General features: G+C 53.6%; 17 protein-coding genes. 10 read left to right on the top strand and 7 right to left on the bottom strand.

Annotation, left to right across the window (positions count from 1 at the left end; genetic code table 11):
* Positions 1 to 4 precede the first annotated feature (4 nt).
* Genes PGR23_RS17485 through PGR23_RS17470 form a run of 4 tightly spaced genes read left to right on the top strand, consistent with a single transcriptional unit; the run spans position 5 to position 3889 of the window.
* A complete protein-coding gene (locus PGR23_RS17485; RefSeq protein ID WP_045391958.1) occupies positions 5 to 610 on the top strand; it encodes a fimbrial protein in 606 nt (201 codons plus the stop codon).
* The gene (locus tag PGR23_RS17480; RefSeq protein WP_045391956.1) at positions 607 to 1671 is read left to right on the top strand and encodes a fimbrial protein; all 1065 of its coding nucleotides are present in this window, start codon (positions 607 to 609) and stop codon (positions 1669 to 1671) included. The genes PGR23_RS17485 and PGR23_RS17480 overlap by 4 nt, the downstream gene beginning before the upstream one ends.
* 9 nt (positions 1672 to 1680) lie before the next feature.
* Positions 1681 to 2220 (top strand): fimbrial protein, encoded by a 540-nt coding sequence (locus PGR23_RS17475; RefSeq protein ID WP_047065341.1) that lies wholly within the window; start codon positions 1681 to 1683, stop codon positions 2218 to 2220.
* A 1-nt stretch (position 2221) separates the two neighbouring features.
* Entirely contained in the window at positions 2222 to 3889 is a 1668-nt protein-coding gene (locus PGR23_RS17470; protein WP_396279429.1) for an O-antigen ligase family protein, read from the top strand.
* A 32-nt stretch (positions 3890 to 3921) separates the two neighbouring features.
* Here the strand turns inward: PGR23_RS17470 and PGR23_RS17465 are convergent, their stop codons facing one another.
* The 6 genes from PGR23_RS17465 to PGR23_RS17440 all read right to left on the bottom strand — a co-directional run bounded on the left by PGR23_RS17465 (position 3922) and on the right by PGR23_RS17440 (position 11747).
* On the bottom strand, positions 3922 to 5712 hold the full coding sequence (locus PGR23_RS17465; RefSeq protein ID WP_223683769.1) for an ATP phosphoribosyltransferase regulatory subunit: 1791 nt from the start codon (positions 5710 to 5712) through the stop codon (positions 3922 to 3924).
* A gap of 145 nt (positions 5713 to 5857) precedes the next feature.
* Positions 5858 to 7126 (bottom strand): histidine--tRNA ligase, encoded by a 1269-nt coding sequence (gene hisS, locus PGR23_RS17460; protein ID WP_045373961.1) that lies wholly within the window; start codon positions 7124 to 7126, stop codon positions 5858 to 5860.
* Positions 7127 to 7242: 116 nt separating this feature from the next.
* Positions 7243 to 8379, bottom strand: coding sequence for a histidine decarboxylase (locus PGR23_RS17455; protein ID WP_015369839.1), 1137 nt, complete (start codon positions 8377 to 8379; stop codon positions 7243 to 7245).
* 34 nt (positions 8380 to 8413) lie between these two features.
* A complete protein-coding gene (gene hdcC, locus PGR23_RS17450; RefSeq protein WP_045373958.1) occupies positions 8414 to 9760 on the bottom strand; it encodes a histidine-histamine antiporter in 1347 nt (448 codons plus the stop codon).
* A 332-nt stretch (positions 9761 to 10092) separates the two neighbouring features.
* Positions 10093 to 10677, bottom strand: coding sequence for a cytochrome b (locus tag PGR23_RS17445; protein WP_396279430.1), 585 nt, complete (start codon positions 10675 to 10677; stop codon positions 10093 to 10095).
* Positions 10674 to 11747, bottom strand: coding sequence for a catalase family peroxidase (locus PGR23_RS17440; RefSeq protein ID WP_396279431.1), 1074 nt, complete (start codon positions 11745 to 11747; stop codon positions 10674 to 10676). The genes PGR23_RS17445 and PGR23_RS17440 overlap by 4 nt, the downstream gene beginning before the upstream one ends.
* Positions 11748 to 12251: 504 nt before the next feature.
* Here PGR23_RS17440 and PGR23_RS17435 point away from each other — a divergent pair.
* The 6 genes from PGR23_RS17435 (at position 12252) to PGR23_RS17410 (ending at position 18291) form a co-directional block, all read left to right on the top strand.
* The gene (locus tag PGR23_RS17435; protein ID WP_161801926.1) at positions 12252 to 13208 is read left to right on the top strand and encodes a LacI family DNA-binding transcriptional regulator; all 957 of its coding nucleotides are present in this window, start codon (positions 12252 to 12254) and stop codon (positions 13206 to 13208) included.
* 116 nt (positions 13209 to 13324) lie between these two features.
* A complete protein-coding gene (locus PGR23_RS17430; RefSeq protein ID WP_047078939.1) occupies positions 13325 to 14134 on the top strand; it encodes an inositol monophosphatase family protein in 810 nt (269 codons plus the stop codon).
* A 110-nt stretch (positions 14135 to 14244) separates the two neighbouring features.
* On the top strand, positions 14245 to 15603 hold the full coding sequence (locus PGR23_RS17425; protein ID WP_396279432.1) for an MFS transporter: 1359 nt from the start codon (positions 14245 to 14247) through the stop codon (positions 15601 to 15603).
* A 25-nt stretch (positions 15604 to 15628) separates the two neighbouring features.
* Positions 15629 to 16894 (top strand): histidine phosphatase family protein, encoded by a 1266-nt coding sequence (locus tag PGR23_RS17420; protein WP_396279433.1) that lies wholly within the window; start codon positions 15629 to 15631, stop codon positions 16892 to 16894.
* Positions 16895 to 17498: 604 nt separating this feature from the next.
* Positions 17499 to 17888, top strand: coding sequence for a polymorphic toxin type 44 domain-containing protein (locus PGR23_RS17415; protein ID WP_396279434.1), 390 nt, complete (start codon positions 17499 to 17501; stop codon positions 17886 to 17888).
* On the top strand, positions 17866 to 18291 hold the full coding sequence (locus PGR23_RS17410; protein WP_380376908.1) for a hypothetical protein: 426 nt from the start codon (positions 17866 to 17868) through the stop codon (positions 18289 to 18291). The genes PGR23_RS17415 and PGR23_RS17410 overlap by 23 nt, the downstream gene beginning before the upstream one ends.
* A 70-nt stretch (positions 18292 to 18361) precedes the next feature.
* On the opposite strand, the gene PGR23_RS17405 is transcribed toward PGR23_RS17410, so the two are convergent.
* Positions 18362 to 19018, bottom strand: a complete 657-nt coding sequence (locus PGR23_RS17405) for an epoxyqueuosine reductase QueH (protein ID WP_045391931.1) — start codon at positions 19016 to 19018, stop codon at positions 18362 to 18364.
* Positions 19019 to 19082 lie beyond the last annotated feature (64 nt).

Genomic DNA, 19082 nt, shown 5'->3' with positions numbered 1-19082 from the left:
GTAAATGAAAAAGATGCTTTGCGCTCTGCTGATGGCAGGCATGGCCTGCACGGTTCAGGCCACAAGCGGCCGCCATGATATGAGCAACGTTTCCGGCGAGTATGGCAACGTCCGCTTTCATGGCCGGGTTTTCGTTTCGCCGTGCGTGCTGGATATGGCTTCACGCGATCAGACCATCGATCTCGGCGATATTTCCGCCAGCCGCTTTCGCCAGAGCGGCGATCGCAGCGATCCGGTATTGGTGACGCTGCACCTGAATGGCTGCTTAAAAGGCTCCGGGCACACGTTAAAGGACTTCCCTGGGCAGACCAGCGAGCTCCCTGAGCTGTCGCACAGTACGGTGGAGCGTGGCGTTTCAATGACGCTGATGGCCGAAGGCGCGCCGGAAAACAGCGATCTTGGGCGGATTCGCGGCGATGTGCGCGGCGCGGGCATTCGGCTACTGACCGAACGCAACCAGTTGATCCACCTGAATCAACCGCAACGCATGTGGATCCTCAAACCGGGCGATAACGCGATTCACTTTCTTGCCGCGCTGGAATCTTTTGGGCAGGAGGTGACCGCTGGCGAATTTAACGGTCTGGTCAGACTTAAGCTGGAGTATCTATGAGCGTATTGCACAAAGCACTGCTGTGGGTCGCCCTGGCGGGCTGTCCGCTGGCCGGGCAGGCATTTACCCTCGGTGAGGGAGAACCACAGGGCGGTTCGCCGCATCAGTACGATATTGAACTGAGCTCGCTGGATGTCAGCAAAAACCACGAGGGTGGCAGAACGGATCCGTTCACCTGGAATTTGGGCAGTTGGTATGTCGTGGATTTTCATTGTGAGCAGGCCGACATCTCGCGACAGCCGATTTACTACACCACCACGACCACCATGCCGCCTTCTAATCAGGGAGCGAACCGTTTTCGTCTGAATGAGTACCTGGATGTGGAAGTCCAGGTATGGGTCGCCGGGCGGTATAACAACTATGTTCAGGCGCCGTTCACCAACTTTTCGAATCGCTACAACGACCACAGCTGCAAAAAGCGCAAGGGCTACGAGCGAGCCACTAACATTGAAAGTGGCTCTAAAGGAAAAGTGACGTTTATTGTCACTAAACCCATTATTAACGGCATCAATATCACTTCTCAGTCGCTGGTGGAGGTTGCTGGACGTCTGGGCAGCGCTGGCCCTACGCCGACAACGCCAATTTCCCGTGTGGTCATTAAATCCGGGCTCATTACCGTGCCGGATAAATGCACCTTCAATCGCGGGGACAAAATCAGCATTGAATTTGGCGATTTGCCAGGCTCCGCCGCCCGGCTCAACGGCACCAACTACAGCAAGTCGATCCCCATTCATGTGGTCTGCGAGGGGGGAAGCTTCGATCAGGGCGCGTTGAACATTAATCTTGGCGTACAAACTACCACGGCGTCAGGCACGGCGGGGTTTAACGATCATCTCCTCGGCACGCTGAGCGGCGGACAAAAGCGCGACGACCTTGGCATCGTGATTAAAGACGCGAGCGGCGGCACCGTCGTGCCCAATCAATTCTACAACGTGAAGGGGTTTTACCAGAACCAGGGCGACTGGAATCTTACCGCCGCGCCGGTGGCAAAACCGGGTGTGGGTAGCGTGAAAGAAGGTGAGTTTGAAGCCTCTGCCACCGTTGTCGCGCAGTTTCAGTAGGGGGAAGCCATGAGATTTACGGCGTTAATCGCGACCAGCGCGCTACTGCTTGGCGGCATTGCGCAGGCCGATACTAAGCTGGTCGGCGGCGATATGTACTTTCACGGCACCATTCGAGCGCTGGCCTGCAGTCTTGCGCCAGGAGGCGATAAAATCGAGGTCGATTTCGGGCAAATCGCGACGCAGGATCTCTATCTCTCGGGGCGCAGTAAGCCTAAAAAATTCAGCATTGAGTTACGCGACTGCAACCCGGAGGTTTTTCGCGGGATCTCGGTCACTTTTAGCGGCAGTGAAGATGCGGAGCTGGCGGATCATCTGGCGCTGGATAGCAGTGAACAAGGCGCCTCCGGAATCGGCATTGGAATGAGCGAAGAGGATGGTACGGCAATCCGCCTTGATGAAAGCACGTCAGTCAAAGAGATTACTGAAGGCTCGATGACGCTGAACTTTTTGGCATGGGTCGCGGCGGAACCGTCGGCGATAAAAAATCAGACTCTCGAATACGGCCCCTTCAGCGCCAGCGGGACCTGGACGCTGAACTACCAGTAGCATGATGAACGTATTGCATCGTATTGCGCCGCTGCCGGCGCAGAGAGTATTGCTCGTTGTCAGTCTGCTGTTCTGGGGCGGGGCAATGCATCTCTACTGGCCGAATAACGGCGGCAGCGGTTTGTCGTTGCCGCTAAATATTACGGCCTGGATTTATGCCGTTGTGCTGGCAGCTAGCGCATCAATGCTGGTACCCCGTCAACGCTGGCGGATAACTATACCCGCCGCGGGGTTTACGATGGGCGCGCTCATTCTGACGCTACTTTGTCTATTGACGCCTGAGATTTGGCGGTCCGAGGCGCTGCTGGTGGCGGGGGCGTTGTCAGGAGGCGTGCTCGTCTATTTGGCGACGTTGCAAATTCCGCTTACGACAAACACGCTGACACTACTGTTGGCTCTGCTCTGGGGCGCGTGCGTCCTCGAATGTCTGGCGTTTACCTATCAATACTGGCATTGGCCGGGAGTGAATTACTGGGAGTTTGCCTGGCGGCGCGGTACGCGCCCCTACGGTATTTTTCAGCAGGTTAATCTGATGGCCAGCTTCACGGCGTGTGGCGTGCTGCTGTCAGCATTGCTCTATTTACGGCTACGTGGCGGATATCGAATTATCATCGCGATTGCTCTGGTGATAATGGGATTTGTTCTGCATGAGTCTCAGTCGCAAACCGGTTACCTGTCTGTGGCGGTAGGCGAGGCCTTGCTGCTGGCTGTTTTTCCTGCGCAGCGCCGTACGCTGCTGTTACTCCTGCTGCCGCTGGCGATAGGCATGATTGCGGGCGCGCTTGCCCGCCATTTCTTGTCGGTGGTGACGGTTAATCACCTGACGACCTCTCAGGTGCGCTGGACGGTGTTGAAAGCATCGCTGGCATTATTTGCCGAACGTCCGTGGACAGGATGGGGCGTGGGCAGTTTCGCCGCCGTGTTTCTTGAACGCGCGGGGCCGTTGGGGCTGAGCAGCATCTCGCATCCGCATAACGAACTGGCGCTGTGGCTGGTGGAGGGAGGGCTGGTTGGGCTGGTAGGAGCGCTTTGTTTTATGGCAAGTGGTTTATGGCTCTGGCTATACGGCAATCGCTGGCACCGCGCCTGCCTGGTGGCGGCGCTACCCGTGGTTATCCATATGTTGACGGAATACCCCGTCAGGCAGTCAACGCCACACTGGTTACTGCTGATTTTGTTGCTTCGTTGCGCAGACTGCCGGCGAAAAGGGGCCCGGCTGCCGTTCACCCTGGCGTCGCTGTTGCGTGCCGTGGCATCGATCGCGGTTGCTGTCATCACTCCATTGTTGTTTCTCACGCTGCAGACACAACAGCAACTGACGCTGGCGGAGCGACAATCGACGCAGTGGCGTCTGGCCGAATCTCTCCCTGTGGGAGGCTGGCTGCTTGCCACCCGCTACCGGTTTGATGTCCAGATGGGGTATCTACAACGATATCAACATACCCGCGATGAGCGTTGGCTGGCAGCCGTTCGCCGCTGGGCGCCTGGCTATGTGCGTGTTCAACCGGACCCGAATGTCTCCTTCACGCAGATCTTGCTGGCGTTGCAGCAGAGGGACCTGGCCGAGGCGCATCGTCTGGCGACGCGCTTTTGTCTGTTATACCCGAACGATAGGCGTATTCCATGGCTGCAGGATGCACGACGTCCTTTTAATCAAATAATGGAGTGAGATAAGCAAATCCTCTTATCGACCAGCGCCCATCACTGAGACAGAACGACCTGCGCGAGCCGATCGGTGATGTTATCAAGCGTGCAAATCTTAAAACGATGGTCCCGTGAATCAGAGAGGATGATCGTTTCTCCGTCGCCTTCGATTTCAAGGATAAATCTTGCCCCCAGACGTCTGGAATTTTTATAGCGAGTGCTGATTCGTTGGGGGGAGCAGTCGTTGATGATGCTTAAATAGGGAAATTGCTGACGCAGGCTACGTCCGAGCAGCATTGCCTTAGCAGCCACACGGGGCTGGCCTGCAATAATCACAATGTCGGTCGGCGGATGTGCTCTGGCGGGTTGGGGACGATAACCGAGCAGAGTGACAATCGGCTCCATCATGAATGCAAAACCGCAGGCGGAAACCGGTTTTTCAGCAATACGGCTGGCGCAGGCGTCGTATCGGCCGCCGCGGCTGATGATTAACTCGCGCTCCATGGCGATGCTGCGCCATTCAAAGACCAACTGACAATAGTCATTGGCGGGAAACAGCGCAGGATCGTACTGCCAGGCAATACCGGCTTGGGTCAGGGCATGCTGAAGGCGCTGGAACCGATGACGGGAGTCGACGGTAATAAAATCCGCCAGACAGGGCGCCGCAGGAGCAAGACGCTGAAGAAGGATATCCTCATGATGGATCAACCACTCCGGATGTTTCTCCAGCCACTGCTGCTGCTCCGGGTTCAGCAAACGCGCGATGGGCTGATAGTAATCGCGCAATGCCCGGCGAAAAGCCGCCAGCGAGGCCTCGTCACCCAGCATATTAATATGCAGTTCCGCCATTTCACCGAGGCCAATACGCCTGAAGAAAACCGCCTGCATGACCAGATGCTCAAGTTCGATATCAACGCCGGGCATGCCGAATGCTTCGACGCCAATCTGATGATTTTGCCGGATATCTCCATCCAGGGAGCGTTGACGGAACATGGCGCCTGAATACCAAATCCGGCTCATTACCGTGGTATGAGGATTGTCTGCCATCAGGCGTAGACATCCGGTTGTCCCATCGCCACGTAATTTTCCCTTGTCGGCCATCACCGGGCCGCCTGGCGCAAATAGCGATGTATGTTCAAGTAAGGGTAACCTGATTTGTTGATAGCCATGCTGGCGCAGAAACTGTTCAGCCTGAAGTTCCAGCCAGGTCCACTGTTCTGACGGGGAGGATTCATATTTGCGCGGGCGGCCGCAATGTCGTGCCCGTAGCGGCCTTTCCATCTGGGCTTCAAGTTGCTGGCTCAACGCTTGCGAGGCGAGCAGGCAATTTTGCGTCAGTGCATGGCGGATCCTGGTCACCAGCGCCCGATTTACCGGTTGCCGGCAGAACTCCTGGAAGTGGGCCTGTCGCTGTGGCTCATTCTCACCGAGCTTGAGCCAGGCAGGATGGGGGACTATCAAACCTGAAGGCAGATTACCGTGACTATGGCATCCCGGGCTCCCGTCCTCGTCACATTCAATAAAGCGTTTCACGGCCAGGAAATAGGTTTCTGGTTCCAGGGGGCTGCATAAGTAGCGGCTGTCCCACAATGCGCCATGCCGTTGGTAACGACGATTGTAATAAGGCACATAGCTGCGTCCGATATGCTGAATAAAACGGCTTAGCGCCTGTTTATCCGGCGCGCTGACCAGCAGCAGGATACGTGGGACGGCAAGTGACCAACTATGAATAGACACGGCGTAACGTTGAGCCGCGTCTTGCATACATCGTTCGAAGGCAGAGTAATCCTCCTCGTGGCGGAATAACGCTTCGCCATTATGCCCGCGAAGCTGCGCCAGATGCGGCATCCCCGGAATAAATAATCTGTTTTTTCTCGGCATGTCCACGATTCTCTGGTTAAGGCTCTATCTGTTTGTCAGGGTGAAATGCTGAAGGCGGGATAAGCGCCGCGACGAGTACCGTCCTGCCGCACGGTACCCAATCTGGACGTGTTTACTGGCAGTGCTGTTGCAGCCAGTCAATGAGCGCTTTCTCTTCGAGCGACATTTGACGGGAGCTGGCGAGGTCCCACAGCCGTATCTCATTGTCGGTATTCAGCGTGATAATCGCGCGACACTGACTTTGCAGGGCGGTCTGATGCTGGCGTTTAAGTTTGTTGCCGCTGCAATCCACCATCACGCTTAACTTTTCAATACGCTGGCGCAGAAGCTCCGCCAGCATCTGGGCCCGCAGGCCATCATCCTGACATTCACTGGTAATGACCACGTCAGGGTGAAAATGCCACAACGGATTATCTTTCTGGCTGACGGTCTGAATCAGTAACAGCAGGCGTTCGATACCGATGGCAAAACCGCAAGCTGGCAACGCCTTCGGATTGAATAACTCCGCCAGGCCGTCGTAGCGGCCGCCGCCGCAGACGGTACCCTGCGAGCCCAGTTCATCAGTCACCCACTCAAACACGGTGCGGGTGTAGTAATCCAGCCCACGCACCAGACGCGGATTGATGGTATAGGGGATGTCGGCCTTATCGAGCAGTTCGCAGAGCAGCGAAAAATGGTGACGGGAGTCTTCGAACAGGTAATCCAGCAATCGCGGCGCCTGTTCCAGCATGGGCTGCATGGTCGGGTTTTTGCTGTCGAGAATACGTAATGGATTGGTTTCCAGCCGTTTCAGGCTATCTTCATCCAGTTGCTCACGGTGAGCATTAAACCAGTCAACAAGGGCGGCCTTATGGGCCCGCCGCTCATCCGGCGTGCCCAGGGAGTTAATTTCCAGCCTGACATGCGGGGTCAGGCCCAGCTCCTGGAACAAATCCCGGACCATAAAAATCATTTCAGCATCGACGTCCGGCCCGGCCATGCCGAAGGCTTCAGCACCGAACTGCGTGAACTGACGCAGCCGTCCCTTCTGCGGGCGTTCATAGCGAAACATCGGGCCCTGATACCACAGGCGCTGGGTTTTGTTGTAACACAGATTATTTTCCAGCACCGCACGCATACAGCCGCTGGTCCCCTCGGGACGCAGCGTAATCTGTTCACCGCTTTTATCCGTAAAGTTGTACATTTCTTTGGCAACGATATCTGTGGCTTCGCCAACAGCACGTTCGAATAAGGCGACCGGTTCCAGCAGGGGTAAGCGGATCTCCTGGTAGCCATAACGGTAGGTCAGACGGCGGAATTTATTTTCAAGCCATTGCCAGATTGGCGTTTCGGCGGGCAGTACGTCGCGCATACCACGTATGGCTTTTAACTTTGCACTCATCGTTTATGACTCCTGATGCGAAATTCCCATATACTGTGCAGGTCTGGCGGGTTCCGGTTGGCGCTGCAACCCACCAGATTGTCCAGCGGGCAGCGGCAGGTTGCCGCTGCTCACTCTTATGCCGCCCGTTGTGCCAGGTCGGCAATTACGTCATCGATCAGCGCATCAATCCGGGAACTGTCCAGGTGATGAGCGGTGGTGATCAGATGGGCCACGTTGCCGGACGTTGCCAGGCAGTGTTTCTTCCATACCCATTCAGAAGGCTTCGGAAAGACCACCGTGATGGAGTTTTTGTGGCACAGCGCGTCAATACCTGCTGCTTTAAAGCGATCCACGGCATATTTCGCCATGTTGAGGCTGTGACCAATGCGGCGATGCCATTCGGCATCGGTATGGCTGCGAACGGCGGCCCACATCATCAAAGGGGTATGACCGTTGCGTGACCCTGAAATCGTTTTATCGTGGGCGGAGATGTAGTCGATCTCTACGCTGATACGGTCGACGTTGGCTTTCTTGGCTACCACAATGCCGCATGGAATCGGGGAACCGATCATTTTGTGTCCGGAAACGCCAATCGAATCGATACCATCGGCGAAGGTAAACGGCTGTGGGTCCTCCACGAAGGGCAAGATCATGCCGCTTAGCGCGGCATCCGCGTGCAGATAATAATCTTCACGTGGGATCCCCAGCGCAGCGATACGCTTCTGTATCTCAGCGATATTATCAACAGCCCCGCGTACCGTTGTGCCAATATTGGCGAAAATGATGGGATGGCGTTCGCCTGAGGTCCTGATTTTATTGATTAAATCGTCATAATCCATTTCTCCGTCTGGTTGGGATTCCACCAGTTGCGATTTGATACGCAGCAGTTTGACGATTTTGGCCACGGAATAGTGGGTATCTTTTGAATAGTAGAGCGTGCCTTCCGGGAACAGCTCTCTTCCCAGATAGCAACCAAACATATTACTTTCTGTGCCGCCATTGGTGACATAACCCCAGCTTTCCGCAAAGGGAATTTTGAATATGCCGGAGAAATACTCCATGACTTCTTTTTCAAAGTCGAAAGAGTTGAGTAAATAGTTACAGTACTCCCCCCAGTCACCACAGTTATTAATTGAGAAACGCAGAAAACGCTCCAGCATGGTGTAATCAAAATCAGCAGATTCAGGGTAGCCAATATTAAAGTAGCGATTTTTTACACAGTATGACCAAAATGCATCAAGTTTATTTTGATCGGCAATAGATAAAGACATATGAATCTCCATATTTATGTTGGTGAATAAAATATTATTTTTGAAGGTAAAGAATATCCTGGCCTTTTTTATTACGTCCGGCCGCGACAAAAGAAAACAGAGGAATAGTTACCATCATCATAATTGTGCCCCAGAAAATGGAATCAGTACCCGAACCGAGTAGGGCAAATATACTGTAAATCATACCGATGACAGTCAGGACGCAATAAAACATAAAGCCACGTCCACGGTTGAGCTTTTTAGAAACCATGATGATAGGTAGCGCGATAATGGCATACATATAAGGCAGCAGGGAGGCAAATACCGACATCAGAATCACCACCTGGAACTGTTTGGCGAGATCGGGGGAAGCCGTCAGTAACAGCACCAGGCTCATCAGCACGCCAGAAATAATCAGACCTTTCATCGGGACATCATTTTTATTGGTCTCGGCGAAAATCTGCGGAAATAACCCCTGTTTGGCCCCTGCGCGCGGGCCTTCTGACTGCAGGATCAACCAGCCGGAAATGGAGCCAAAGCAGGCGATAATACTTAGCGCGGAGGCGATGTTGCCGGCCATATCGCCAAACATATAGCGTGCCGCATCGGCGAATGGGGCGGCAGATTTGACCAGTTCAGCGTGGGGAACCAGGCCCATGATAACGGTACAGCTACCGACGTAACATACGGAGGCAATCAGCAGACCATATACGGTTGCGCGAGGCACCGTGCGTTCAGGATTTTCCACCTGTCCGCTGGAGACCACGGCGGATTCCACCCCTAAGAAACCCCACAGCGCAATGGAGGCCGCGGAGACGATGGCTGAGCTGTCGCTGTTGCCCGTCCCGTTGTAGACTTCAGAGAACATTTTCGGGTCAAACCAGAACCAGCCGACAATGCCCACACCCAGCACCACGACCAGCATGCAGCTGGCGGTGAAGGACTGCGCGCGCCCGGCCGTTTTAGCCCCCAGGCTGCCTAAGGCAATAAATGCCCACAGAATAGCGATAGCGGTGATACAACCGTAAACCGGATTATGCAGCGCCGGGAAGAAGTAACTCAGATAGCCTACCCCGGCGACGAGGAGCGCGACGTTGCCAATCCAGGCGCTGATCCAGTAGCAAACCGTCGTCTGAAAACCGATAAAAGGGCCAAACGCATCGCTGGCATAGGCCACGATCCCTCCCGCGCGAGGGGTAATAAGACTGGTTTTAGCGAAAACCAACGCCAGCGCAATTACGCCAATAATAGTAAACAACCATCCCCATAGTGAAATATATCCCACTCCGGCGAGATTGGTCGGCAACATAAAAACACCGGAACCCATCATATTTGATGCGGTCACAAGGGTTAGTGCCGTTAACCCCATTTTTTGCGCAGTACCCGCGCTGACGCTTCCCATATATATCCCCTCTGTATTAAGTAAATGCTTACTTGGTTATTAAGCGCATTTTTTCACAGGGCAGGTGCGGGAATATGATCTACATCATTTTTTGAAAATGATATGCGCGAATATATATTAATTTCTGTGTATTTTTTAAACAGTGATTGGGTAATTCACTCCGTCCCCTTTTTTATTTAATCATCAACGCTATTGGTGATTGCGCAATAAATAACGGACGGGCTAATTTTTATAGGTGAGCGCTATAGTGAGTGGCTGCAGTGTTTTCGAATGCAAAAAATAAGGGGCAGAAGCCCCTTTATCTTTATTTCAACGCATCTTGTTATTAAGTTTCACCGCTCAGCAGGTGGTTTACTGGACCGGCTGGTACTTTTTGCCATGCTGGCAAACACGCCGTCGCGGAATATCCATGCGTGCACTAATGCCGCCGAGAGATGTAGCAACACCACCGCAAAGAGCAGTTTAGCTAACAGGCGATGGGCGTCGTGAAACCAGGCAAAAAGCACCGGGCTGGTCGGGGTAATGGCCGGAAGGTTAAGTCCTTCAAACATAACAATCGGAACGCCCGCAGCCGACAGTTGCGCCCAGCCAAGCAAAGGCATTGCCAGCATCAGCGCGTACAGCGCCCAGTGTGACGCTTTTGCCGCCAGTACCTGCCAGCGTGAGAGCTCCGCAGGAAGAGGTGGCTGCCCGCTATAAAACCGGTTGGCCAGGCGGATGAGCGCCAGCAGCAAAATAGCGATCCCCAATGGCCGATGTACATCCACCAACCAAATGCGGTGGTGTAATGAAGTCATCATGGCGGCGCCGATGAACAGCATGGCCAGGATCATGATTGCCATCAGCCAATGTAGATATCTCGCCAGAGGGTTGAAATGCTGCGGCGCGCGCTCTTGGTCAGGTTTATTCGAAATCATTTAACCTCCTGTTTTTGCACGGCTTCGGTTGCTTTGCCGTAGCCAATTTCCCGTTCGCGACGGCTCCAGGAATGCGAATAGGCGCCAGAGCGCGCATTTAAGACGGGGTCGTTAGAGACCTCTACTCCAGCAGGCACGATGGAGGGATCAAAGTTAACGTCACGGCAGGCCCCTTCGGCTTGGGCGACGAGTTGGGTGACTTTGAGCGTACCGGCGACGACCTGCTGACGATCGTTTGGCCATGGCTGAGAAGGGTCATCCACCGCGTCGCCAGGTTGGGCGAGTTGCAATACCAAATCCCAGTAAATGGGATGCTGAGAAAGCCGCTGCTGTAATTGTTCGAACAGGAAGTTATGGTCGGCTCTCTGTCGTTGTTCATCAGGGATAGAGACAAATGGATCGTGCGGCCGCATCATCCAGCGTACGGGCTGGCGCTGGCGGTCGGCGTTCACGAGATAGAAAGCGTTAATACTATAAAATGTCGCCCCGGCAAAGCCGCCTGGCGCTGGCTTTTGCGCCGCCCACTGCAAATATTTACCGGCTTCCGGGTAGTCGTGTAAAAATGCGGCGAGGCGCTGCGGATCGGGCTTACCGGTGGTCGGGTCGACGGCGGTGGCCTTTTTCATGGCAAGAAAGCCCTCCGGGTTTCGCGTGGCGAAGTAGGGCTCGTTGTTCATTGCCATGCGCCATTGCTGTTGATCGTCCGTTTTCAGTAGCAGCGCCATGCTCAGGGTTTTCGTTGAATTATCAGCCGCGTGCGGATTACCTGCGCCAATGGAGAATCGCCCGACAACGAGGGTCTCCGACTGTGAAAAGAGCCGCGCGGTGGAATAAGCAACGGCTGGAGCGGCTGGCTCGAACGTCCCGGTAAAACAAATCCCTTTACCGTGCGCCCGGCGGAACCCGGCAGGAAACGGCTTGTCTGGATCGGGGACTAATGACTGGCTGGTGGTTCGCGAGCCCAGCCAGCCTGAGGTCCAGGCGAATGCCGCCGCCGTTGCCCCGACGATGACCGCGATGGACGCCAGCGCGAGCCAGGTATTTTTGGATCGGAAATCCAGTTTTGACATAGACGTTTCCATCGTTAAGTTTTATTTCACGTCACGCGCAATATATCGCGCGAAACACGTTTAATATCGTGAAGATATAGGGTTGTTATTAATTTCTAACCGTTAACGTTATTATATTTAAGTGCTAATAACATATTGTTTATGAATATAAATTTTATAATAAAATTATTATAATTTAGTTGGTTACGTTTTTTCTTTAACCGCGCTTTTATTTGTTTATGAAGAATCATGATAATTATTATAATTGGTGCGCGAACGAAAGAAACAATATCACGAAAAGTTTATACTTCTGTTCAGTTAACGTGATAATAAAAAATGTCATTATCTGCGCCGGTTGACCGGCATCACCGACCCGATTCAGGGTATAGTGAAAGCCAAAGTGTTCTCGGGACACATAGCCTTCAGCGTGACGAGGGTAATGTGTTGAGCGATACATCTATGCCTGATGGATTTCACTGAAAAATCAAAGTGATGAACGATAAAAAATGGATTAAAGCAGAAGACGTGGCGAAGCTTGCCGGCGTTTCCCGTTCAGCCGTCTCCCGCGCTTTCACGCCCGGGGCCTCGGTGTCGCCGAAAACCCGCGCCAAAGTGCAGGCCGCCGCGGAAGCTCTGGGCTACCAGGTCAATATCATCGCCCGTACGATGAACACCGGCAGCAGCAACTTTATCGGCATCATCACTTCAGGGTTCGATAACCCTTTTCGCAGTAAGCTGCTGGCGCCGCTCATCCACCAGCTGGCGCTGCATGGATTTATGCCATTGTTGATGAACGCCGATGATCCGCAGCAGTTAGCTCCTTCGCTAAAACATCTTCTCAGCTATCACGTCGCTGGCGTCATTATCACCTCCGGCGCGCCGCCGCTGGAGCTGGCTGAGGAGTATCTTGCGCGAAAAATCCCCGTTACGCTTATCAACCGTCACGCTGAACTTCCCGGCTGCGATCGCGTCAGCAGCGATAACGCGCTCGGCGGGAAACTGGCCGCTGAGCTGTTGCACGCAGGCCAGTGCCGGGACGTCGGTTTTATTGGCGAAAATCGTGACAATTTCAGCACCCGGCAGCGCTACGAGGGATTTATCCGCCATGCCAGCGGGCTGGCTGTTACGCCGCATTTCTGCGAAACGGGCGGTTATCAGTCCGGTTTTGCGGCCGCTCGCCGGCTCGCCGCGGAAAGGCCAGGATTGCAGGCGCTGTTTTGCGCCACGGATATGCTGGCGATTGGGGCGATGGATGGGCTACGAGCGGATAATCCAGCAGCCGTCCTGCCGGCAATTATTGGCTTCGACGATATTCCCCAGGCGGAGTGGCAGCCTTATCAACTTACCACTATCCAGCAGGATACCACGCAGTTGGCTTATCACGCGGTGGAGATGCTGGTCAGCCGGATCGCCAAATTCAATCAACCTTCACGTCACCGTGAAGTTGCTGTGAAATTAATAATTCGTAATAGCGCTAAATGAAAAATTCATTTTATGATGAATCGATCACAGAATTATCGCTAAAATCCATCCACACTCATTGCGCTCTTCGGGGCTTTTTTAAATAAAATTGCACACGTGTGCAAAAGGAGTAAATGATGACATCACTGGATTCCTCTGCGCTACAGGCCCGCTATCGCCTGGCCTGTGAGCTGGCGAAAGCGGGTGCCGAGCTGGCTTTCGAATACTATCAGCAGCGCGAGGCGCTGGCGGTAGAGCATAAGGGCAATGACCTACAGGACGTGGTGAGCGTGGCCGATAAACGCGTAGAAGCCTTTGTTAAGCAGCGCATTACTGACGCGTTTGCGGAGGATGGTTTTCTCGGCGAAGAGAGCGGTACGCAGATGCCGGACGCCAGGGTGCTATGGGTGGTTGATCCCATTGATGGCACCAGCTGTTTTTTGAATGGGCTGCATACCTGGTGCTTGTCGCTGGCGATCGTTGTTGACGGCGAGCCGGTAGTTGGCGTCGTCTACGATCCCAATCATCGAGAACTGTTCCACGCGCTACGGGGCCATGGCGCCTGGCTCAATGAGACGCCAATTCGCCCACATCCCGCAGCAACGGTCAAAGAAGGGGTGATGGGCGTCGGAACGTCGCATCGGGTGACGCCGGCGGAATTCCTGCCTTTTCTTGACGCGCTGCTCAGCGATGGCGGCATGTTCATCCGCAATGGCTCCGGCGCGTTGATGAGCGCATGGGCGGCCGCCGGGCGACTGATTGGCTACTATGAACCGCACATGAATCCGTGGGATGCCTTACCCGGTCTGGTTTTGATGCGCGAAGCCGGAGGCGTTGCCAACGACTTTCTGGCGCAAGAGGGGATTCGTCACGGCAACCCTCTGCTGCTGGCCAGCCAAACGCTGTATCCCCAACTACAAAAGATGATCCTTCAACCATTACATTAACCCTTACAGGTTCGGGCTGTTTCTGATTATGTACCCTACACAGTAACGATAACGACCCTCACGGACGAAGCACATCAATCAGTCAAGCCTCCGACCGTCGGAGAAACTATATGTCTGGAATTATTCATTTTTTCCGGGCGTCGCCGCCGCAAGCGGGCGCCGCGTTTGATGAAAAACGTTTTCGCCGGGTACGTTGGCAAACGTTTATTGCCATGACCCTGGCCTACGTGACGTTCTACGTCTGCCGCTTATCATTCACCGTGGCGAAAAGCGCGCTGGTGGAATTAGGCATTACCCCAACGGAGTTGGGGATGATTGGCTCGACGCTATTCTTTAGCTACGCCATCGGCAAACTGGTCAACGGTTTTATCGCCGATCATGCCAACGTGGTGCGCTACATGAGCCTTGGGCTATTGCTCAGCGCCGGGATGAACCTGCTGATGGGCATGACCACCAACGCCATGCTGCTGGCTATCTTTTGGGGGATCAACGGCTGGGCGCAGTCGATGGGCGTTGGCCCTTGTGCGGTTTCGCTGGCGCGCTGGTACGGCTTTAAAGAGCGGGGAACGTTTTACGCCATCTGGTCGACGGCGCATAACATCGGCGAGGCCATGACCTACATGGTGATCGCCGCGGTGATCGCGGGTTTTGGCTGGCAAATGGGCTACCTCTCCACGGCTGCGCTCGGCGCCGCTGGCGTGGTGCTGTTGCTGCTGTTTATGCGCGATTCGCCACAGAGCTGCGGCTTTCCCTCCATTAACGTGATTCGTGATGAACCGCAGGAAGAGACTGAAGCGCGGGGATCGGTGTTCAAAAACCAACTGTTGGCGTTGCGTAACCCGGCGCTGTGGACGCTGGCGCTGGCATCGGCATTTATGTATATCGACCGTTATGCGGTGAACTCTTGGGGGATCTTCTTTCTGGAGCAGGATAAAGCTTATTCCACCCTTGAGGCCTCAGGCATCATCGGCGTTAACGCGATCGCCGGTATCGCCGGGACCATCATCGCCGGCATGCTCTCTGACCGCTTTTTCCCGCGCAATCGCAGCGTCATGGCCGGATTTATCAGCCTGCTCAACACCGCGGGTTTCGCCTTAATGCTCTGGTCGCCGCATAATTACTACACCGACATCCTGGCGATGATCGTCTTCGGCGCGACCATCGGCGCGTTAACCTGTTTCCTCGGAGGGTTGATCGCCGTCGATATCTCTTCACGCAAAGCGGCGGGGGCGGCGCTGGGAACCATTGGCATCGCCAGCTATGCCGGGGCGGGGTTGGGTGAATTTCTGACCGGGATGATTATCGATAAAACCGCGATCCTCGAAAACGGGAAAACGATTTATGATTTCAGCACGCTGGCGTTGTTCTGGATAGGCACCGGATTGGGTTCCGCGTTACTCTGTTTTACCACCGCCGCCATCGTCGCCCGACGCCATGCCGTCGAACGGCAGACTTCATTCTCCTCATAACCTATTAATCGATAAGGAAGATTTTATGATGCCTGCAAGACATCAGGGCTTTTTACGCCTGTTTATCGCCTGTGCGCTGCCGCTGTTGGCGATGCAATCCGCCGTCGCGGCGAACTGGCAACTGGAAAAAGTGGTGGAGTTAAGCCGCCACGGCATTCGTCCGCCAACGCCCGGCAATCGTGAAGCTATTGAAGCCGCGACCCAGCGTCCATGGACCGAATGGACCACCCACGATGGGGAACTGACCGGACATGGCTATGCGGCGGTCGCCAATAAAGGGCGCGCGGAAGGGCAGCATTATCGCCAGCTTGGCCTGCTGCAAGGGCAGTGTCCGAGCGCGGAGGATATTTATGTTCGCGCCAGCCCGCTACAGCGTACCCGGGCAACCGCACAGGCGCTGGTAGATGGGGCATTCCCCGGCTGCGGCGTGGCGATTCATTATGTTAGCGGCGATGCCGATCCACTGTTCCAGACCGATAAATTTACGGCTACGCAAACCGATCCCGCCCACCAGCTGGCGGAAGTGAAGGCGAAAGCCGGCGATCTGGCGAAGCGTCGGCAGGCGCTGGCGCCGACGATCCAGTTATTAAAAGCCGCGGTTTGCCAACAGGATAAACCGTGCCCCATTTTTGATAAGCCCTGGCAGGTGGAGCAAAACCAAAGCGGTAAAACCACCATTAGCGGGCTGAGCGTGATGGCCAATATGGTTGAAACGCTGCGTCTGGGCTGGAGTGAAAACCTGCCCTTAAGCCAGTTGGCGTGGGGGAAGATTACCCGCGCCAGCCAGATCACAGCCATTCTGCCGCTGTTAACGGAAAACTACGATCTCAGTAATGACGTGCTGTACACCGCGCAAAAGCGCGGCTCGGTGCTGCTCAACGCGATGCTGGACGGCGTAAAAGCGGACGCCACGCCGAACGTACGCTGGCTGCTGCTGGTGGCTCATGACACCAATATCGCGATGGTGCGCACGCTGATGAATTTTAGCTGGCAACTGCCCGGTTACAGCCGGGGCAATATTCCGCCGGGTAGCAGTCTGGTGATAGAGCGCTGGCGCAACAGCAAAAATGGCGAACGTTATCTGCGCGTCTATTTCCAGGCGCAAAGCCTGGACGACCTGCGACGCCTGCAGATGCCGGATCGTCAGCACCCGATGCTGCAACAGGAGTGGCGTCAGCCTGATTGCCAGCAGACCAGCGTGGGCACGTTATGCCCGTATCAGTCCGCGCTGGAGGCCTTAGGTAAACAGATCGATAAAAGCGCGGTACCGCCGGTGAATATGGTTCTTTAATCAGCGCAAACGCCATAATCCTTAGCGGAAAGAGAAGGAGTATGGCGTATTGCTTAAAAGCGTTAGTGATTCGAGTAATTACAATAAACTCGAATGATATTTTAATCCTATTGATTTTAAATAGTCCATAAAACAGTCGCATTCTACTTGCTACGTCGTGTTTTCCGCCAATAAGCATTAGTCAGGCAGCCACTCACCTCACCTGATAAAATTTAAATTTAGGTAATTCTGAATATTTTAAGTCTTTATGTAACGTGTTTATTAAGTCGCTTTTGGGTTTTTTAGGAAAATATTTAGAGGGCAGGGATTGTTCATCATCTATATGTTGGTTACCATTATTAAAAATCAATCCTTTGGTGATAAGGATAAAATAACACTACTATAAACACTCACAGTACAGATGTTAGTTGATTCAGTAAATGAACAGTGTAGTGGTTTGATTTATATTACTAATGTAAGCATTGATGCTGAGGGTTTTATTTATTCTTTGTTATATTGTTTATTAAATAATATCATTAATTTATAACGGCTGCGCTTGATATCTTCTTCATTGAGAACATGAAGTGCGTATCTCTTTAGTGAATTGAAATAAGGAACCCCTTGCATGGCATCAATACCTGTGGCTGGGCCAGGAATTGGAGTGGTGAGAAATAATATGAAGGATGCACGGAATTATGGGCAGTCAAGAGGAATGGCACTTCCTAAAACTTATTACTGGTTCTATCAAAAAGTTAGAAATAAAGGGCCTTGGGATTATAAACAGTTTGACCCATATTGGGCAGAGTTTGGCAATTTTAACTTTGGTGCAGCAGGGTATGCAGCTGGTATCCTTTCCAGAATCCTCTTGGTTGGTGCAGGATGGGCACAAAAGCGCGCAGGAACTTCCAGACCTGAATGGGGAATATGGTATAAAGATGCACCTTATGGTGATGATCCTACTGATCAATACTGGATAAGAGAGGGCATTAAATATGCGATTGAGAACGGCTATTAAATGGTTACATGGTCTGCTCACGACCATACTCCTGATGATGGTTATCGGTTTCATGACATCAACTCCCGGAAGCGAACAGCGTTCTGAGGATAAAGTTATTACATCACAACAATTGGATAGCCATACCTGGCTTTATGTCACCGGTTTTAGCGGTGGTGGGGCAACCGTAGCAGATACTTATCGCTACTACCTTACCGGTAAGATTGAAGGTAATGCTGCGACCGATCTGGCAAAACGGATTCCGTTCCTTATTGCTGCGGGTAGTGGCGCAAACGTCAGCGTAGAGGGAGAGGTAATAAATATCAGCTATAGCGGACGCGTTTTATCATTCAGTAATTCGATTGTTTATGAATATAAGGGAGAAACATTCAGGCCGCAGGTGAGTTTTCTGGCCCGAAATTAGGGAGGTAACGATCTCATTAAAAGGAGCCCTCCTGGCCGGTTATTTCTCCACATCATTCCCTTTCCTTCAGCTACTCACCTTCATCGCCATAATAGAGCTTGCCGATCTTAATTAGCGGACGGCCCTGGGATTTTCGGTGCAGATTACTGTCGCGCAGCGAGTAGACGCAGCCGCAGTACTCCTGCTGGTAAAAGCGCTCGCGCTTGCTGATATCGATCATCCGCGAGGATCCGCCCTGTTTGCGCCAGTTGTAATCCCAGTAGACCATGTCTGGATAATGTCCGGCGGCGCGCTCGCCGCAGTCGTTGATTTGCTGCATGTTCTTCCAGCGTGAAATTCCCAGCGAACTGCTGATAACGCTGAAGCCGTGCTCGTAGGCATAAAGCGCGGTGCGTTCGAAGCGCATATCAAAGCACATCGTGCAGCGCACGCCGCGCTCGGGTTCCCATTCCATCCCCCTGGCCCGCGCGAACCAGTTATCGGTGTCATAATCGGCATCGATAAACGGCACACCGTGTTTGTGCGCAAAACGAATATTCTCTTCCTTGCGGATTTCATACTCTTTCTGCGGGTGAATGTTGGGGTTATAGAAGAAAATGGTGTAGTCGATACCGGAAGCCTGAATCGCCTCCATCACTTCCCCGGAGCAGGGGGCGCAGCAGGAGTGGAGCAGCAGTTTATCGGCTCCGTTGGGCAACGTCAGCTGTGGGCGCTGGAACTCGGACATCAAGTCATTCCTGAAGTAAATACATCCAGCGGCAACTGTAGCACGTTGAATGGCTGCTATCCTT

The sequence above is a fragment of the Klebsiella sp. 141162 genome, from assembly GCF_050600755.1.
GTDB lineage: Bacteria > Pseudomonadota > Gammaproteobacteria > Enterobacterales > Enterobacteriaceae > Klebsiella > Klebsiella aerogenes.
The sequence above is the reverse complement of the archived record's forward strand: the minus strand, read 5'-3'. Positions and strand labels throughout refer to the sequence as shown.

What these genes read in the sequence shown, in the direction of transcription:
- PGR23_RS17485 (WP_045391958.1), top strand. Translation starts at nt 5, where the DNA reads ATGAAAAAGATGCTTTGCGCTCTGCTGATGGCAGGCATGGCCTGCACG.
- PGR23_RS17480 (WP_045391956.1), top strand. Translation starts at nt 607, where the DNA reads ATGAGCGTATTGCACAAAGCACTGCTGTGGGTCGCCCTGGCGGGCTGT.
- PGR23_RS17475 (WP_047065341.1), top strand. Translation starts at nt 1,681, where the DNA reads ATGAGATTTACGGCGTTAATCGCGACCAGCGCGCTACTGCTTGGCGGC.
- PGR23_RS17470 (WP_396279429.1), top strand. Translation starts at nt 2,222, where the DNA reads ATGATGAACGTATTGCATCGTATTGCGCCGCTGCCGGCGCAGAGAGTA.
- PGR23_RS17465 (WP_223683769.1), bottom strand. Translation starts at nt 5,712, where the DNA reads ATGCCGCATCTGGCGCAGCTTCGCGGGCATAATGGCGAAGCGTTATTC.
- hisS (WP_045373961.1), bottom strand. Translation starts at nt 7,126, where the DNA reads ATGAGTGCAAAGTTAAAAGCCATACGTGGTATGCGCGACGTACTGCCC.
- PGR23_RS17455 (WP_015369839.1), bottom strand. Translation starts at nt 8,379, where the DNA reads ATGTCTTTATCTATTGCCGATCAAAATAAACTTGATGCATTTTGGTCA.
- hdcC (WP_045373958.1), bottom strand. Translation starts at nt 9,760, where the DNA reads ATGGGAAGCGTCAGCGCGGGTACTGCGCAAAAAATGGGGTTAACGGCA.
- PGR23_RS17445 (WP_396279430.1), bottom strand. Translation starts at nt 10,677, where the DNA reads ATGATTTCGAATAAACCTGACCAAGAGCGCGCGCCGCAGCATTTCAAC.
- PGR23_RS17440 (WP_396279431.1), bottom strand. Translation starts at nt 11,747, where the DNA reads ATGTCAAAACTGGATTTCCGATCCAAAAATACCTGGCTCGCGCTGGCG.
- PGR23_RS17430 (WP_047078939.1), top strand. Translation starts at nt 13,325, where the DNA reads ATGACATCACTGGATTCCTCTGCGCTACAGGCCCGCTATCGCCTGGCC.
- PGR23_RS17425 (WP_396279432.1), top strand. Translation starts at nt 14,245, where the DNA reads ATGTCTGGAATTATTCATTTTTTCCGGGCGTCGCCGCCGCAAGCGGGC.
- PGR23_RS17420 (WP_396279433.1), top strand. Translation starts at nt 15,629, where the DNA reads ATGATGCCTGCAAGACATCAGGGCTTTTTACGCCTGTTTATCGCCTGT.
- PGR23_RS17415 (WP_396279434.1), top strand. Translation starts at nt 17,499, where the DNA reads ATGGCATCAATACCTGTGGCTGGGCCAGGAATTGGAGTGGTGAGAAAT.
- PGR23_RS17410 (WP_380376908.1), top strand. Translation starts at nt 17,866, where the DNA reads ATGCGATTGAGAACGGCTATTAAATGGTTACATGGTCTGCTCACGACC.
- PGR23_RS17405 (WP_045391931.1), bottom strand. Translation starts at nt 19,018, where the DNA reads ATGTCCGAGTTCCAGCGCCCACAGCTGACGTTGCCCAACGGAGCCGAT.